This is a genomic window from Sphingomonas aracearum (assembly GCF_003345355.1).
GTDB classification, from domain to species: domain Bacteria; phylum Pseudomonadota; class Alphaproteobacteria; order Sphingomonadales; family Sphingomonadaceae; genus Sphingomonas; species Sphingomonas aracearum.
Genome location: NZ_QQNB01000002.1, coordinates 772897 through 787808 on the forward strand (window position 1 = coordinate 772897; position 14912 = coordinate 787808).

The window sequence follows — 14912 nt, forward strand, 5'->3', positions numbered from 1 at the left end:
GTGGCGCCATGCTGACCCCCTCCCCCCTGTTCGCCCTGCTGCTCGCCCTGCAATCCATGTCCAGCCAGGTGACGCCTAGCCCCAAGCTGCCGCCGGCCAATCCGCTGCCGATCGGGGGCGCAGAGGAAGAGGCGGTGCTGGCGCCGGTGAACGCGCTGCTCGGCGCGATCCGCAGCGGGAGCGCCGAGGCGGCGAACGCCGTGCTGCGCGCCGACGGCAGCGCCACCGCCGCGGTGGAGCGGCCCGACGGCAGCCGCAGCGTGCGCCGCATGACCTGGACACAGTTCACCGCCGGGCTGAAGCCGGGCAGCGGCGCCTACGAGACGATCAGCGATCCCGCCGTGGAGATCGACGGCGACATCGCCATGGTGTGGGCACCCTTCACCTTCCGGCTGAACGGCCAGGTGCAGCATTGCGGGGTGAACCATTTCGACCTGGTGCGCGAGGGCGGCGCGTGGAAGGTGCTGAACGTCACCTGGTCGCAGCGGACGACCGGCTGCGCCGGCTGAGCGTCAGACGGTGAAGCTCTCGCCGCAGCCGCAGGCGCCCTTGGCGTTGGGGTTGTTGAACACGAAGCCGGCGGTGAAATCGTCCTCCACCCAATCCATGGTGGAGCCGATCAGGTAGAGGATCGAGCCGCCGTCCACGTAAAGCGTGCCGCCGCGCGTCTCGATCTTCTCGTCGAACGGCTTCGCCTCGGCCACGAAATCCACCGAATAGGCCAGCCCCGAGCAACCGCGCCGCGGCGTGGACAGCTTCACCCCGATCGCCTCCTCCGGCGCCTGCGCCATCAGGGCGGCGATCCGCGCCTCGGCAGCGGGCGTGAGCAGCAGCGCGGCCGGACGGGTGCGGGTCATCGTGTCGGCCATCACAGCATCCCCAGTTCGAGCTTGGCGTCGTCCGTCATCTTCTGCGGGTCCCAGGGCGGATCCCAGACGAGGTTCACGTCCGCGATCGACACGCCCGGCACCGCGCCGACGCGCAGCTCCACTTCGCCGGGCATGGACTCCGCGACCGGGCAATGCGGCGTGGTCAGCGTCATGGTGACGGCGGCATGGCCCTCCGCGGTCACCTCCACGCCGTAGATCAGGCCCAGGTCGTAGATGTTGACCGGGATTTCGGGGTCGTAGATTTCCTTCAGCGCGTCGATCACCGCCTCGTAAAGCGCGCCGCCCGGCTCGCCCGTACCCTGCGCGCGGGGCTGCTGGGCCAGAAAGCCCGACAGGTAATCGCGTTCGCGCGGGGCATCTTCAACCCGCGCCTTGGGCGGCGTGACAACCGCGTCCACTTCTTCCACCATGATACGTTCTTCGCTCATCCGAAGATCCTACTCACTCTCTCGATCCCGGCGACCAGCCGCTCGATGTCGCCGGGCCCGTTATAGACGCCGAAACTGGCGCGGGCGGTGGCCGGCACGTCCAGCACGTCCATCAGCGGCTGCGCGCAATGATGGCCGGCGCGGATCGCCACCTGTCCCTCGTCCAAGATGGTGCCGACGTCGTGCGGATGCACCCCCTCCACCGCGAAGGAGACGATACCGGCGGCATCGTCCGGCCCGAACAGACGGACGGAGTTGATCCGGCCGAGCGCCGCGCGCGCCTGACGCACGAGCGCCGTTTCGTGTTCATGGATACGATCCAGCCCGATCGTTTCCACATAGTCGATCGCCGCCGCCAGCCCGAGCGCGCCGACGATGTGCGGCGTGCCTGCCTCGAACCGGGTCGGCGCGGGGGCGTAGGTGGTCTGCGCGAAGCTCACCCGGTCGATCATCGAGCCGCCGGTCTGGTAGGGCGGCATCGCCTCCAGCAGTTCCGCGCGGCCCCACAGCACGCCGATCCCGGTCGGACCGTACAGCTTGTGCCCGGAGAAGACGTAGAAGTCGCAACCGATCGCCGCCACGTCCACCGGCAGCCGGGGCACTGCCTGGCAGCCGTCGATCAGGATCTTCGCCCCCACGCCGTGCGCCAGCTCCGTCGCGGCCCTGGCGTCGAGCACGGAGCCGAGCACGTTGGAGACGTGCGCCAGCGCGACGAGTTTGTGCTGCGGCGTCAGCATCGCCGCCATCGCCTCGAGGTCGATGCGGCCGTCCGGGGTGAGCGGCACCACGTCGATCGCGGCGCCCGTGCGCTCGGCGGCGACCTGCCACGGGACGATGTTGCTGTGATGCTCCAGCTGGCTGAGCAGGATGCGGTCGCCGGGCCGAAGCTGCTGCGCGGCCCAGCTGGCTGCTACGAGGTTGATGCCCTCGGTCGCGCCGCGCACGAAGACGATCTCGTCCGGATTGCCGCCGATGAACGTGGCGACCTTCCGCCGCGCCGCTTCATAAGCCAGCGTCATGTCGGCCGAGCGCTGGTACACGCCGCGATGCACGGTTGCATAGGTTTCGGCATAGCCGCGCGCGATCGCGTCGATGACGGGCTGCGGCTTCTGCGAGGTGGCCGCGGTGTCGAGATAGGCCCAGCCGACGGGGATCGCCGGGAAGTCGGCCACCACGTCCAGCGGCGCGGCGCCGCTCACAGCGTCTGCTCCAGCCAGGCGTCGGCCGCCGCCTCGAACTGCTCGCGCACGCTCTCGTCGGCGATGCGGCCGAGCGCATCGGCAACGAAGGCGCGGGTCAGCAGCGCCTTGGCGCGGGGTGCCGGAATGCCGCGCGACTCCATGTAGAACAGCGCCCGCCGGTCGAGCTCGCCCACCGTGGCGCCGTGGGCGCATTTCACGTCGTCGGCGAAGATCTCCAGCTCCGGCTTGAGGTTCACCGTCGCGGTGCGTTGCAGGAGGAGCCCGCGCAGCGACTGTTCGCCATCGGTCTTCTGCGCATCGCGCGCGACCTCGACCGCGGCCGCGAGGCTGGCGGTGGAGCGATCGGCGGCAACCGCGCGCCACAATTGGTGGCTCTGGCCGTTGGGCCTGGCGTGACGCACGCGCACCGCGCATTCCTGGCGCTGGTCCTCGCGGGTCAGCAGCGCGCCGCCGAACTCGGCAAAGGCACCGTCGCCGTCGAGCGTCAGCATCGCATCGAACCGCACCCCCGCGCCGGTGGCGGCGAGCGCGGTGGAGACGAAGCTTGCCGCCTCGCCCACGCGCACCTCGTCGCGGGTGGAGACGAAGCCCGCCTCCTGCACCACGCGCACCGCCCGCATCGCCCGCGCGCCGGTGGCGAGGTCGAAACGGGTCAGCGCGTTGGACCAGCCCGCCCCGGCAAAGGTTTCCACCAAGGTGAGCACCGCGTCCGCCGCAAGCGTGATGGCGAGGGGGGCATGCCCCTCCCCCGTTGTCAGGCGGACGACTTCCAGCGCGGTGACGCTCTGCGCCGCAAGGGCGAGCGCCACCGCGTCGCCATTCGCGTGGGCGGCGAGCGGATGGTCGCTGGCGAGCGTCGTTCGCGTGATGTCCAGCGCGTCCACGTCGCTCAGATGCTCGGCAAGCTGGCCATCGACGAACACCAGCCGCGCTGCGCCCTTCAGCAAGCGGTCTGGCAGATCGGCCTCTCCGCGCAACGCCCGCGCCGCCTGCAACGCGGGCATGTCGGCCCAACGCCAGTTTTCGCCCCGTGTGGTGGGGAGATCCAGCGCCTCAACCATGACCGGGTTCCCCGGCGAAGGCCGGGGTCCAGTCCCGATCAACAGCCGACGCGGCAGCATCGATCGGCGCGTCGCGCCGAAGCCGGGCCCCGGCCTTCGCCGGGGAACTGCACCTCCGAAGGCTCACGCCGTCACCTCGGCCCCAACGCCCGCATAGCCTTCGCGCTCGAGCTGATGGGCGAGTTCCGGCCCGCCGGTGCGGGTGATGCGGCCGTCCGCCAGAACGTGAACGACGTCCGGCTTCACGTAATCGAGCAGCCGCTGATAGTGCGTGATGAGCAGCACGGCCTTGGTGGGCGCGCGCATGATGCGGTTGATGCCGTCGCCGACGATGCGCAGCGCGTCGATGTCGAGGCCGCTGTCGGTTTCGTCGAGGATCGCGAAGGCAGGATCGACGATGCCCATCTGCACCATCTCGTTGCGCTTCTTCTCGCCGCCAGAAAAGCCGACATTGACCGGGCGCTTGAGCATCTCCTGGTCGAGCCCGAGCGCATCGGCCTGGGCGCGGGCGAGCTTCAGGAACTCGCCGCCGGACAGCGGCTTCTCGTCGCGGCTGGCGCGCTGCGCGTTCAGCGCCTCGCGCAGGAATTGGACGTTGGACACGCCGGGGATCTCGACCGGATACTGGAAGCCGAGGAACAGCCCCGCCGCGGCGCGCTCGTGCGGTTCGAGGGCGAGGAGGTCGATCCAGTCGCCGCCTTCGTCATTGCGAGCCGCCTCTCCGTCGTTGCGAGCGGAGCGAAGCAATCCAGTGTCGCGCGTGCCCCCCAGGATGGCGTCGCTGCGCTCGCCATGACGGGTGGGGCGGAAGTGGACGCTGCCTTCCGTCACCTCATAGCCCGGCCGCCCGCCCAAGACGTAGCCGAGCGTCGACTTGCCCGCGCCGTTCGGCCCCATGATCGCGTGCACCTCGCCCGCGTTCACGGTGAGCGAGAGGCCCTTGAGGATCGGCTTGCCGTCGATCTCGGCGTGGAGGTTTTCAATCTTGAGCATGGGGTTCCTGTTGCGGCTGCTTCGTGGCGCAGCGTTCCTTGTCGCCGCCGGCGTCGAGGCACGTACGGAAGCTCTCGATCATCTGGCGGAATGCGTCGGGTTCGATCACGGAAAAGCTGACCCGCTGTTCCGCCTTGCCGAGTATCTCCTCGATCAGCGCGGCCCGGCGGGCGGGCTGCTTCCAGTCGCCCTCGTGCGCGATCTTCGCCTCCATGCCCGCCGCGGTCTGCGCGCGGAGAGCCGCGCAACCGGCCAGCGTCTTGCGGACCAGGGCGAGGCGCGCAGCCTTGCCGGCGGGCTCGCCGCTGGCCATCACCGGCTCCAGCGGGTCGCTGATGCAGCCGAGATAATCCGCATAGATCACCCCCGCTTCGTCCGGCACGCGCGGGGCGTCGCCGGGATCGTCATAAACGATGGTGCTCTGCAGCAGCAGGAGGAGCGCGGCGACGATCATCGGCCAGGCTCCGACTTGCCCGCGCCGTTCGGGTCGCCGACCGCGCGGATCTCGCCCGCGTTGACGGGGAGCGAGCCCTCGAGGATCGGCTTGCCGTCGATCTCGGCGTGGAGGTTTTCGATTTTGCGCATCATGGAGCCTTGCCTTTGATCTGGGCAGAAGTTCAGCGGGGCCGCGACCGCTTCACCTTCTCGGAAGCGACACAGGCAGCGAAATCTTTGGCTGGACGGCGCTGCTTGAAGGGCTGACAGCGAACCATGTCGCACGTCCGTGCGTCCAGTTCGGCATCGCCACTACTCTTCGTCACAGTGCAATGCGTAACCTTGCCGGAACGATCAAAGCCGAACGCGACATCGGCTCCGTCGCTTGCTGCTGAAGGAGCGGCGACTGCCTGGGCAAGGGCCAAGATCAAAAGCACTATCCAACACTCCCCTCAAGCGAGATCCCCAGAAGCTTCTGCGCTTCCACCGCGAACTCCATCGGGAGTTGCTGGAGCACCTCGCGGGCGAAGCCGTTGACGATCAGCGCCACCGCCGCTTCCTGATCGAGCCCGCGGGACATGGCGTAGAACAGCTGGTCCTCGCTGATCTTGCTCGTCGTCGCCTCGTGCTCGATCTGTGCCGACGGGTTGCGGACCTCGATATAGGGCACGGTATGCGCGCCGCACTGGTCGCCGAGCAGCAGGCTGTCGCACTGGGTGAAGTTGCGGACGTTCTCGGCGGTCGGCCCGACGCGGACGAGGCCGCGATAGGTGTTGTCGCTCCGCCCGGCGCTGATCCCCTTCGACACGATGGTCGAGCGGCTGCCCTTGCCGAGGTGGATCATCTTGGTGCCGGTATCGGCCTGCTGGCGGTTGTTGGTGACGGCAACCGAGTAGAATTCACCCACCGAGTTCTCGCCGGCGAGCACGCAAGACGGGTATTTCCAGGTGATCGCGCTGCCGGTTTCCACCTGCGTCCAGCTCACCTTGCTGTTGCGCCCCTGGCACAGCGCGCGCTTGGTGACGAAATTGTAGATGCCGCCGACGCCGTTCTCGTCGCCCGGATACCAGTTCTGGACGGTCGAGTACTTGATCTCGGCATGGTCCAGCGCGACCAGCTCGACCACCGCAGCGTGGAGCTGGTTCTCGTCGCGCATCGGGGCGGTGCAGCCCTCCAGATACGAGACGTACGCGCCCTTGTCGGCGACGATCAGCGTGCGTTCGAACTGGCCGGTATTCTCCGCATTGATGCGGAAATAGGTGGACAGCTCCATCGGGCAGCGCACGCCTTCGGGCACATAGACGAAGGTGCCGTCGGAGAAGACCGCGCTGTTGAGCGTGGCGAAGTAATTGTCGCGCTGCGGCACGACGCGGCCCAGCCACTTCTTCACCAGCTCCGGATATTCGCGGATCGCCTCGGAGATCGACAGGAAGATCACGCCCGCGCGCTTTAGCTCGTCGCGGAACGTGGTCGCGACCGAAACGCTGTCGAACACCGCGTCCACCGCGACGCGGCGCGGCGGCTCCGCGCCTTCGACGCCGGCGAGCAGCTTCTGCTCCTCGATCGGGATGCCGAGCTTTTCATAGGTGCGCCGGATCTCGGGATCGAGTTCGTCCAGCGACGCGATGGTCTTCTTCTGCTTCGGCTCGGCGTAGTAATAGGCGTCCTGATAGTCGATCGGGGGCACGTTGAGCTTGGCCCAGTCCGGCGCCTCCATCGTCTGCCACAGGCGGAACGCCTTCAGCCGCCAGTCGAGCATCCATTCGGGCTCGCCCTTCTTGGCGGAAATGTAGCGCACGGTGTCCTCGCTCAACCCCTTGGGCGCGAACTCCTGCTCGATGTCGGTGGCGAAGCCCCATTCGTACTTCTTGGAAACGGCCTCATAGGCCTCGGCGTTCTTGGTGGCCATGATCTTACTTCACCACCCCGGCCAAGGCCGGGGTCCAGTTGCGAGACGAAAGGTGGCGAGCGTCGATCTCCGCCTCGGGAGACACCGACGCCGGACCCCGGCTCTCGCCGGGGTGGACGACGAGAGAGGCGAGCGACACGCCGGCCAGCGCCCCGCGCACGGCCGCATTCACCACGCCCCAATGCGGCTTCACCGCGCAATGCCCGTCCAGCGCGCAATCGTGGCGATCGGCATCGACGCAGGTGGTGAGCGCGATCGGCCCCTCCACCGCCTCGATGATGTCGGCCAGGCTGATCGCGCCCGCCGGCCGGGCAAGGCGAAAGCCGCCGCCGGTGCCGCGCGTGCTTTGCAGCAGGCCGGCGCCCGACAGGCGGCTGACCAGCTTCTGCGCGGTGGGCAGCGGCACGCCGGTTTCCTCCGCCAGCATCGTCGCGTTGCAGCGCGCCAGCCCGCCGCCCCGCTCGCTCGCCAGGTGGCAATCGGGCGCACGCCGCGCGGCGGCGGTCATCATGACCACCGCATAATCGGCAAGGGAGGAAAGGCGCATGTTGCGAGCAGTTCTCAAATCGGACCATCCCGATCCGATTACCATGTGGGCGCGGCCGGCCCTTGCGTCAACCGCCAATCATGTCGCCGACGTGATCGGATGCACCTGTCCGGCAAGCGCCGAGCGCTGCGCCATGGTCGCCTGGGCGAGGAGGGTCGGCTGTTCCAGGATCTGGCGCGGGGTAAGGCCGGTGAACTGCTTCAGCTCGCGGATCAGGTGGCTCTGGTCGTAGAAACCGCGCGCCAGCAGGTCGGGCAATGCCTCGCCCGCCGTGGCCAGCGCCACCGCGGCGCGGAGCGCGCGGTATTTGCGGGCAAGCAGCTTGGGCGGCGCGCCGTACAAGGCGTTGCACTTGCGCTCGATCTGCCGCGCGGAAAGCCCCGTCCCCGCGATCAGCGACGCCATGTCCGGCGAGGGATCGTCCGACAGCCAGGCGTCCACGCTGCGCATGAAGGCGACGGCCGCCCCCGCCTCGGCACGCACCGTTTCGCGCACAAAGCTTTCCAGCACCGCGATGCGCGCCGGATGATCGTCCGCCTCGCGCAGCGCGGTGACGGTGCGGGCCAGGTGCGAGGGATCGAGCAGCTGGCCCGCATCGATGCGCCGGTTGAGCAGCCCCGCCGCATCCACCCCCACCATCGCCGCCCACCCGCCCGGCAGGAGCCCGAAGCCGAGCACCTGCGCGGGGCCGAGGATGCGGATGCGCGTGACCCCCGTCGTGGCGCCGCGAAAATGGGCGAGCGGCGCGTCCTGTTCCACGCCGTCCGCGAAGGTGTAGACGCTGCCCTCGCCTCCCAGCATGAAGCGGAACTGCGCGTGGCCGGCGCGCTCCACATCGGCGAACACCTCGTCCTCGACGGCGAAGTCGTAGAACAAGGCCACATAGTCGGCGAGGTCCGGCGACGGCACAGCATAATCCAGCCGAAGTCCCGGCACAGTGCGACTCCCCTCTCTTCTACCCCGAACACCGCTCTATTGCGACAAAGGTAGAAAGGGAATGCGGCGCAAATGTTACTGTGCGCATATAAAGGCGGCCCGGACAGCAGAGCCGCCGGGCCGCAGGAAAAGGTTCCCCCTGTTGAGAGAAACCCTCGGGTCGCATCGCTCCTCTTCCACAAAGAGCCGGGGCGGTATTGGATGGATGCGACACACTCGCAATTTACACGCGGTCCTGCCATGCAGGCGGCATGGTCTATCCCCTGTTGCGCCGCGCGCTGTTCTCGCTGGAGGCCGAGCAGGCGCATGATCTGACGATCGATGCGCTGGCCGCCTGGGGCGCCGCCGGGTCGCCGATGAGCGCCAACCGCCCCGATTCGGTGCTGGAAACGCAGGTGGCGGGCGTGCGCTTTCCCAACCCGATCGGGCTGGCGGCCGGGCTCGACAAGAATGCGCGGGCGATCCGCGGGCTGTCGGCGCTGGGCTTCGGCAGCGTGGAGGTGGGCACGCTCACCCCGCGGCCGCAGCCGGGCAATCCCCGCCCGCGCCTGTTCCGGCTGGAGGAGGACGGCGCGATCATCAATCGCATGGGGTTCAACAATGGCGGGCTCGACGCCGCCCTGGCGCGGCTGAAGCGGGGAACGGGCGTGCTCGGGATCAATGTCGGCGCCAACAAGGAGGCGACCGATCGCGTCGCGGACTATGTCCACGGCGTCACCCGTGCGGCGGCGCTGGCCGATTACGTGACCATCAACATCAGCTCGCCGAACACGCCGGGCCTGCGCGACCTGCAGCATGGCGCCGCGCTGCGCGAGCTGCTGGCCGCCTGCACGCAGGCGCGGGGCCGCACGCCCCTGTTCCTGAAGGTCGCGCCCGACCTGCACGCGCACGAGATCGACGACATCGCGCGGGCCGCGATCGAGGCGCGGGTGGATGCGCTGATCGTCAGCAACACCACGGTGTCGCGGCCGTCCCTCGCCTCGCGCCATGCCGGCGAGACCGGCGGGCTGTCGGGCGTGCCGCTGGCGCCGCTGGCCCGGGCACGGCTGGCGGACTTTCGCGCGGCCACGGGCGGCAGCTTGCCGCTCGTCTCGGTCGGCGGGATCGACAGCGGGGCGGAAGCCTATGCCCGCATCCGCGCCGGGGCCAGCCTGGTGCAGGTCTATTCCGCGCTGATCTACGAAGGGCCCGGCCTGCCTTCCCGCATGGCGCGCGAGCTGGCGGCCCTATTGCGCCGGGACGGTTTCGCGCGCGTGGGCGACGCGGTCGGCGTTTCCTGACAGAACACGGGCCGAGCCCGGCGCCGGCTCGACCAGCGCGCGGCCCTCGCGGCGCGGATCGAACCCGCCGTCATACAGGCCGCCGCGGACCAGCAGGCCCTGCAGGCCCGAATCCTCGCCCTGCCCCGGCTTCAGGTCGATGCCGCGCGCCGCCAGGCCGGCGAGCAGCGCGGGCGAGAACTTCGTCACCTCGCCCTGGAACGCCTGGCCGCGGGCGACCAGGTTCGGCAGGGCCAGCGCTTCCTGCGTCGGCAGCCTCCAGTCCACCGCGCCGACCATCGACTTGCCGACATAGGCGAGGATCGCATTGCCCCCGGCCGAGCCGAACGCGCCGGCAAAGCGGCGGTCGGCGGTGAGCATCACCAGCGGCGTCATGGACGAGCGCGGCCGCTTGCCGGGCGCCACCGCATTGGCGGCGGGGCGGCCCTGCGCATCCACGGGGGCGAAGGAGAAATCGGTCATCTGGTTGTTGAGGAAAAAGCCGTCGACCATCCGGCCGGAGCCGAAGATCGATTCCACCGTGGTCGTCATCGACACCACGTTGCCCGCGGCATCGCCGACGATGAAATGCGAGGTGCCCATCGGCTCGCGCGTGGCGTCGCGCCCGGCCAGCACGGCGCCGGCGGGCTGGCCCGCTTCCGGCGGCGCGCCTGCCTGCGCCCCGATCAGCGCGGCGCGGCGGGCGACATAGGCCGGGTCGAGCAGCCCCTTCACCGGCACCTGCACGAAGGCGGGATCGCCGACATAGCGGTCGCGGTCGGCGTACATCAGCCGGCTCGCCTCCGCGAACAGGAACCAGCCCTGCGGATCGGCGGGCCCGCGCGCGGCAATGTCGGTGCGCTCCAGGATCTTGAGCAGTTCGAGCAGGCCCACCCCGCTGGCCGGGGGTGGCGGCGCGCAGACGACATACACGCGCCAGCTGTCGCAGATCGGCTCGCGCTTGACCGGGCGATAGGCGGCGAGATCGGCCAGCGTCATGCTGCTGGCAAGCGGCCCTTGCGCCACCCGCGCGACGATCCGCCGCGCGGTCTCGCCGGCATAGAGCGCGTCCGGCCCTTGCGCCGCGAGCCGCTGGAGAAAGCCGGCATAGGCCGGGTTGCGCAGGCGGTCGCCCGCGGTCAGCAGCCCGCCGCCGGGCCGCGCGAAATAGGCCTGCACGTCGGGCGCGGACAGCTCGGCAAAGCCGCCGCGCAGCATCCGCCCGAGCCGCGGCGAGACGATGAACCCCTCGCGCGCGGTGCGCTCGGCATCGCCGAACAGGTCGCGCCAGGGCAGCCGGCCATGCTCGTCATGCGCCAGCGCCAGCATCCTCACCGCGCCCAGCACGCCCGTCGCCCGGCCGGACAGCACCGCCGTGTCGAACGGCAGCGGCTGGCCGTTGGCGCCCAGCCACATGGCGGGTGTCGCGCCCGCCGGTGCCGTCTCGCGCCCGTCATAGACGGTGACCTTGCGGGTGGCCGCGTCGTAATAGGTCATGAACGCGCCACCGCCGATGCCCGAGCTCTGCGGCTCCACCAGCGAGAGCATCGCCTGCACCGCGATCGCCGCGTCCACCGCGCTGCCGCCGCGCCGCAGCACCGCCATGCCCGCCTCCGCCGCCAGCGGATTGGCCACCACCGAGAAGATCTTCGCAGCCGCAGGTGCGGCAACGGCGGCCGGCGGCGCGGCGGGACGGTCGGTCGCGGCGCAGGAGCCCAGCAGGGCGGCGGCACCGGCGGCGAGAAGGGAGCGGAGCAACGTCATGCGCCCCCGGATAGACAGCGGTTCGGGGCGCGTCCACCTGAGCCGGCCCTGTTGCCGGGCTGGCGCGCGACGTTACGGAACGGTAGCAAGGGCAGGAAAGCAGGGCGGCAAACGCCGGGAGGATGCGCGAAGTGAGCCGGACGCTCGAACATTTCAACAACCTGGTGGAGATGTTCTTCACGCGCGCCGCCGAAGGGGGCGACAAGCCGTTCCTGTGGGGAAAGCGCGACGGCGCCTGGGTGGCGACCTCCTGGGCGGAGGCGGCGCGGCAGGTGGCGAGCCTGGCCACGGGGCTGCGCGCGATCGGGCTGCAACCGGGCGACCGGGTGATGCTGGTCAGCGAGAACCGCCCGGAATGGTGCATCAGCGACCTGGGCATCATGGCCGCGGGCTGCGTGACGGTGCCGGCCTACACCACCAACACCGAGCGCGACCACACGCACATCATCGAGAATTCGGGCGCGCGGGCGGTGATCGTCTCCACCAACAAGCTCGCCCGCACGCTGCTGCCGGCGGCGATCCGCGCGTCGGACGCCAAGATCATCATCGGCATCGAGGACGTGCGCATCTCGCAGGGCGGGCCGCTGGAATGCCATGGCTGGCACAAGCTGATCGCCGACCATCCCGCCGATCCGGCGACGGTTGCCGCGCAGGCGACCTTCGCGCGGAGCGACCTGGCCTGCATCATCTACACGTCCGGCACCGGCGGGTCCCCGCGCGGCGTGATGCAGCACCATGGCGCGATCCTGCACAATTGCGCGGGCTGCGCGGCGGTGATCTCGGAGGATTTCGGCTGGGGGGACGAGGTGTTCCTGTCGTTCCTGCCGCTCAGCCATGCCTATGAGCATACCGGCGGGCAGCATTTCTCGATCTCGCTGGGCGGGCAGATCTATTATGCCGAGGGGCTCGACAAGCTCGCCGCGAACATCGAGGAAACCCGCCCCACGATCATGTTCGTCGTGCCGCGGCTGTTCGAGGTCCTGCGCACCCGCATCACCAAGACGATCGAGAAGCAGGGCGGCCTGCCCGCGACCATGCTGAAGGTGGCGCTGGACGTCGGCGCGCGCGATTATGAGGGGCGCTTGCGCTGGCGCGACCGGCCGAGGCAGCTGGCGGTGGCCGCCTTGTTCAAGCCCAGGATCGCGCAGCGGTTCGGCGGGCGGATGAAGGCCATGGTGTCCGGCGGCGCGCCGCTGAACGCGGAGATCGGGCTGTTCTTCCACTCGCTCGGCCTCACCTTCCTGCAAGGCTATGGCCAGACGGAGGCGGCGCCGGTGATCTCGTGCAACCGCCCCAAGGCCGGCGTGCGCATGGACTCGGTCGGCCCCCCGCTGGCCGATACCGAGGTGGCGATCGCCGAGGACGGCGAGATCCTGGTGCGCGGCGAGCTGGTCATGCACGGTTACTGGCGCAACGAGGCGGAAACCGCGCGCGTGCTGCGGCTCGATCCGGCGGCACCCGAGAAAGGCCCCTGGCTGCATACCGGCGATATCGGCATCATCGACGAGGCGGGCCGCATCAGGATCACCGACCGCAAGAAGGACATCATCGTCAACGACAAGGGCGACAATGTCGCGCCGCAGAAGATCGAGGGCATGCTGACGCTGCAGCCGGAGATCGTGCAGGCGATGATCTATGGCGATCGCAAGCCGTACATGGTGGCGGTGCTGGTGCCCGATCCCGACTGGGTGCAGGAATGGTGCGCGAAGGGCGGCGCGCAGTGCGACTTCAAGCGGCTGGAGGAGAACTCCGCCTTCCGCACCGCGCTGGGCGAGGCGGTGGAGCGGGTGAACAAGGACCTGTCCGTCACCGAGCGCGTGCGCCGCTTCATCCTGGCCGATGGCGCGTTCGCGATCGAGAACGAGCAGCTGACGCCGAGCCTGAAGATCCGCCGCCATGTGCTGAAGCAGGTCTATGGAGAAAGGCTGGACGCGTTGTACCGGGCCGGTTAGCGAAATAGCGGCGCTATTTCGCGCCTCGAACCGGCCCCGGCCAGCGGGGGCGCAGCCTCCGACTGACGACGCGGCTTTGCCGCGGCGGGGCGTTCGCGATGGTTGCGCATAAGAGCGGAACGTCCGCTATTGGGTGGATAGGTGCCGTTCAGCAATGCTCGTCTGACCAGCCTCAATGGCTCCTATGGCTGCTCCTACGTTTCCTCAGCGGACCGTTGATCGACAGCCAAGACGTAAATTTCTTTCAAATTAAGTCGCCGGACGTCGGATGAATCGATCTTGATGTAGATGTTGAAAATGTTTCTATCAGCAAAGCAGTGCAGGAAAGACAGGCGGTCTATACGCGCGTTCTTGATAATACGAGTAATCGCTGAAAGTGCTTCAGGCGCATCGCGGCCGTTCACTTCAACCTTCCGCAATCCCACCGGTCCGGTGCCGTCAATCCAGCTATTGCGATAGGTGATCCTTATCGAATTGGTTTTGCAGACAGCGGAGATGCTGACGTTAATCGGTGAAACAGTGTCACCCACAAGCTCTGGTGCCCCAGCAGCGCTCAAGAGGGCTCCGCTTGCGATAAGTTGTATGATTCGAAGCGATCTCGCGGGCATGAGCAATCCGATGCGGCAATGGGGCTCTGAGCGGCTCAGTGTCGGCCACGACAATTACATGTCAATGTCCGCTTTTGGGCGAAAGCGGAATGCCCGCTACTGGGCGCAAGCGGACGTTCGTTTCGGATGCACGAATAGCGGGCGCGCGCGTGTACGCGGCCCGTGGGAACAGGGAAAGGGATCGACCGGCGCGTCCTAGCCACGGTTTTGCACCCGGGGCTCGACGACTTTTGAGACACTCGCTACACTACGAAGCGTCGAGACTTCTTGTATCTGCCGGGTATCGGCGACGCCCCCGGTACTCTGCCGCACCGGCTCTGGCATGGAGGGATGGTCTGGCTGCTCTCACTCAGCCAACCCGTCCCTCCGGACGTCTTCAAACCTTCCCCGACCCTGATGAACGGATATCCGGCTTCCATCCCGGATGGCTCCGCGCCGGTCGATCGCCGGGCATGGTGCTTGTGACGGCACCACCACCGGCTGCTTTCGTTCAACCCCGCCGCAGGCCCTTACCGCGGTTCTGAACTGCTGCGGCGTATAGCCATATGGGTTCGCGTTGTCAAGCTTCTTGTTCCCCGGCGGAGGCCGGGGTCCAGTTGGGGGCGGGTGGTTGGGGGTCGCCGTGCTATCACTCCGGCCTTCCCAGCTGGGCCCCGGCCTTCGCCGGGGAACAGGGGAGAGGGGTGGTTCACGCGAAGACGCGAAGACGCGAAGAGAAGGCAGAAGAAGAGGGTTCACGCGGAGGCGCGGAGGAGTTGTTCTTGAGGGGAGCGGGTGCCCGTCTAACAGGATTCCTGACGCGCTTTGCGCGTCGACTCCCCTCTTTCTCCGCGTCTCCGCGCCTCCGCGTGAACAAACCTTCTTCGCGTCTCCGCGCGAACAAACCTCGTCGCGTCTTCGCATGAGCCCGTTCGATCGCGCTACCTGC

The 14912-nt window shown here is 68.6% G+C and carries 15 protein-coding genes and 1 pseudogene; 3 read left to right on the plus strand and 13 right to left on the minus strand.

The window, feature by feature from the left end:
* The first annotated feature begins 8 nt into the window (after window positions 1–8).
* A complete protein-coding gene (locus tag DVW87_RS10950; RefSeq protein WP_114687789.1) occupies window positions 9–509 on the plus strand; it encodes a nuclear transport factor 2 family protein in 501 nt (166 codons plus the stop codon).
* A gap of 3 nt (window positions 510–512) precedes the next feature.
* On the opposite strand, the gene DVW87_RS10955 is transcribed toward DVW87_RS10950, so the two are convergent.
* From DVW87_RS10955 to DVW87_RS11005, 11 genes and pseudogenes are all read right to left on the minus strand, one after another.
* Complete coding sequence (locus DVW87_RS10955; protein WP_114687790.1) at window positions 513–869, minus strand: HesB/IscA family protein; 357 nt, start codon at window positions 867–869, stop codon at window positions 513–515.
* Complete coding sequence (locus DVW87_RS10960) at window positions 869–1318, minus strand: SUF system Fe-S cluster assembly protein (RefSeq protein WP_114687791.1); 450 nt, start codon at window positions 1316–1318, stop codon at window positions 869–871. The genes DVW87_RS10955 and DVW87_RS10960 overlap by 1 nt, the downstream gene beginning before the upstream one ends.
* Window positions 1315–2517, minus strand: a complete 1203-nt coding sequence (locus DVW87_RS10965) for a cysteine desulfurase (protein WP_114687792.1) — start codon at window positions 2515–2517, stop codon at window positions 1315–1317. Before DVW87_RS10965 ends, DVW87_RS10960 begins: the two co-directional genes overlap by 4 nt.
* A complete protein-coding gene (locus DVW87_RS10970) occupies window positions 2514–3581 on the minus strand; it encodes a SufB/SufD family protein (RefSeq protein ID WP_114687793.1) in 1068 nt (355 codons plus the stop codon). The genes DVW87_RS10965 and DVW87_RS10970 overlap by 4 nt, the downstream gene beginning before the upstream one ends.
* A gap of 123 nt (window positions 3582–3704) precedes the next feature.
* A complete protein-coding gene (gene sufC / locus DVW87_RS10975) occupies window positions 3705–4574 on the minus strand; it encodes a Fe-S cluster assembly ATPase SufC (RefSeq protein WP_114687794.1) in 870 nt (289 codons plus the stop codon).
* Window positions 4561–5028: a hypothetical protein gene (locus DVW87_RS10980; protein WP_114687795.1), complete on the minus strand. Its 468-nt coding sequence runs from the start codon at window positions 5026–5028 to the stop codon at window positions 4561–4563. Before DVW87_RS10980 ends, sufC (DVW87_RS10975) begins: the two co-directional genes overlap by 14 nt.
* A 2-nt stretch (window positions 5029–5030) precedes the next feature.
* Window positions 5031–5159: pseudogene (gene sufC, locus DVW87_RS10985) on the minus strand (Fe-S cluster assembly ATPase SufC); the annotation flags it as partial.
* Between the two features lie 32 nt (window positions 5160–5191).
* Complete coding sequence (locus DVW87_RS18615) at window positions 5192–5446, minus strand: energy transducer TonB (protein WP_420822332.1); 255 nt, start codon at window positions 5444–5446, stop codon at window positions 5192–5194.
* The gene (gene sufB / locus DVW87_RS10995) at window positions 5446–6918 is read right to left on the minus strand and encodes a Fe-S cluster assembly protein SufB (RefSeq protein WP_114687797.1); all 1473 of its coding nucleotides are present in this window, start codon (window positions 6916–6918) and stop codon (window positions 5446–5448) included. The genes DVW87_RS18615 and sufB overlap by 1 nt, the downstream gene beginning before the upstream one ends.
* A gap of 4 nt (window positions 6919–6922) precedes the next feature.
* Window positions 6923–7465 carry an RrF2 family transcriptional regulator gene (locus DVW87_RS11000; RefSeq protein WP_114687798.1) on the minus strand — a complete coding sequence of 181 codons (543 nt, stop codon included), beginning with the start codon at window positions 7463–7465 and terminating at the stop codon, window positions 6923–6925.
* 78 nt (window positions 7466–7543) lie between these two features.
* Entirely contained in the window at window positions 7544–8401 is an 858-nt protein-coding gene (locus tag DVW87_RS11005) for a helix-turn-helix domain-containing protein (RefSeq protein WP_114687799.1), read from the minus strand.
* 251 nt (window positions 8402–8652) lie between these two features.
* Between DVW87_RS11005 and DVW87_RS11010 the strand changes: the two genes are divergently transcribed.
* The gene (locus DVW87_RS11010; RefSeq protein ID WP_114687800.1) at window positions 8653–9681 is read left to right on the plus strand and encodes a quinone-dependent dihydroorotate dehydrogenase; all 1029 of its coding nucleotides are present in this window, start codon (window positions 8653–8655) and stop codon (window positions 9679–9681) included.
* Here DVW87_RS11010 and DVW87_RS11015 read toward each other — a convergent pair.
* Window positions 9628–11424 carry a gamma-glutamyltransferase family protein gene (locus DVW87_RS11015; RefSeq protein WP_114687801.1) on the minus strand — a complete coding sequence of 599 codons (1797 nt, stop codon included), beginning with the start codon at window positions 11422–11424 and terminating at the stop codon, window positions 9628–9630. The two genes, DVW87_RS11010 and DVW87_RS11015, sit on opposite strands and share 54 nt — an antisense overlap.
* A gap of 170 nt (window positions 11425–11594) precedes the next feature.
* Between DVW87_RS11015 and DVW87_RS11020 the strand changes: the two genes are divergently transcribed.
* A complete protein-coding gene (locus DVW87_RS11020; protein ID WP_420822342.1) occupies window positions 11595–13376 on the plus strand; it encodes an AMP-dependent synthetase/ligase in 1782 nt (593 codons plus the stop codon).
* A gap of 194 nt (window positions 13377–13570) precedes the next feature.
* Here the strand turns inward: DVW87_RS11020 and DVW87_RS17800 are convergent, their stop codons facing one another.
* Window positions 13571–13933: a hypothetical protein gene (locus tag DVW87_RS17800; protein ID WP_147276258.1), complete on the minus strand. Its 363-nt coding sequence runs from the start codon at window positions 13931–13933 to the stop codon at window positions 13571–13573.
* Window positions 13934–14912: the final 979 nt, after the last annotated feature.